This window comes from Vibrio sp. Vb1337, from assembly GCF_033338715.1.
GTDB classification, from domain to species: Bacteria; Pseudomonadota; Gammaproteobacteria; order Enterobacterales; family Vibrionaceae; genus Vibrio; species Vibrio alginolyticus.
Genome location: NZ_JAWOTD010000288.1, coordinates 1 through 1,025 on the forward strand (window position 1 = coordinate 1; position 1,025 = coordinate 1,025).

Consider the following 1,025-nt stretch of genomic DNA (forward strand, 5'->3'; position numbering starts at 1 on the left):
TAAGGATTCCAGCCATTTCTTGACCATCCATATCAATAAGCGAAGAGAAGAACTCGACAAAGCCGAGCACGCTTTTGCCGAGTACAAAAACACCTACTCACACGCAACACCAGAAATGCAGGCCCAAAGCTTGACCCGCCTAGCCAGCTTAAAGCAAACCTTGGCGGAGAAAGAAGCCGAGCTGGCCGGTGTGACTCGCAGTTTGGGGAGCTTGGACCAACAGCTTTCCAAAACCAACCCCGTCATCGGTAAGATTGAAGAACAAATTATCGAGATCCGAAGCGAGCTTACTCTGCTCCGCGCCAAATACACCGAAGCGCACAGCCTAGTACAAGGAAAATTGCGCGAATTAAAACGCTTAGAGCAAGAACGCACAGTTCTGCTCAGTTCAAAACAGCCAGAGCTGAACAGCAACCAATTGTGGGACATTGCGAGTAACGCCACCGTAAGTAGCCTTGGGGAAGCGCAGCCATTGCTTGTGTCTCAACTTCATCAACTGCAAATTATGCGTAGCCGTTTTGAATCACTCACCGAAGAAACCGTCAGTTTGCAAAAGATGATTCAAGAGTTAGAAAGCAATGCCCATCGCTTTGGTAGCACCGCGACAGAAATCAACCGTTTAGCACGTGATGTCGCCGTAAAGCGTGAAATGTACGACGACCTCGTCGAGCGCTACGAAATGGCGCAATTGACAGGATCGCTTGGTGTGTTTGAAGAAAACAAACGCGTGAAGATCATTGATGCGCCATTCACTCCGACAATTCCGTCTAATCTACCAAGCATTGTATTTATCATTCTAGGCTTTATCGGTGGTGCCGGCCTTGGCGTTGGTCTAGCCACCATACTTGAACTGGCAGACAACTCGGTGCGAGCTCGCCGAGCATTAGAAAAACACCTGGGCGTTCCGGTGATCACCACCTTGCCTAAAGTGACGTTCGCCAGTTAACTCTCCTACTCACCATGACGATAAAGCACTCGTTGACCCGAGTGCTTTTTCTTTTCTACGCCACGTTAATTTACCGCAT

At 49.0% G+C, this 1,025-nt stretch carries 1 protein-coding gene; it reads left to right on the forward strand.

Annotated features, from left to right (window positions below; genetic code table 11):
• Nucleotides 1–946, forward strand: a 946-nt coding sequence (locus R7E42_RS25690) for a chain-length determining protein (protein ID WP_318073339.1), incomplete at its 5' end; no start/stop codon positions are given.
• Nucleotides 947–1,025: the final 79 nt, after the last annotated feature.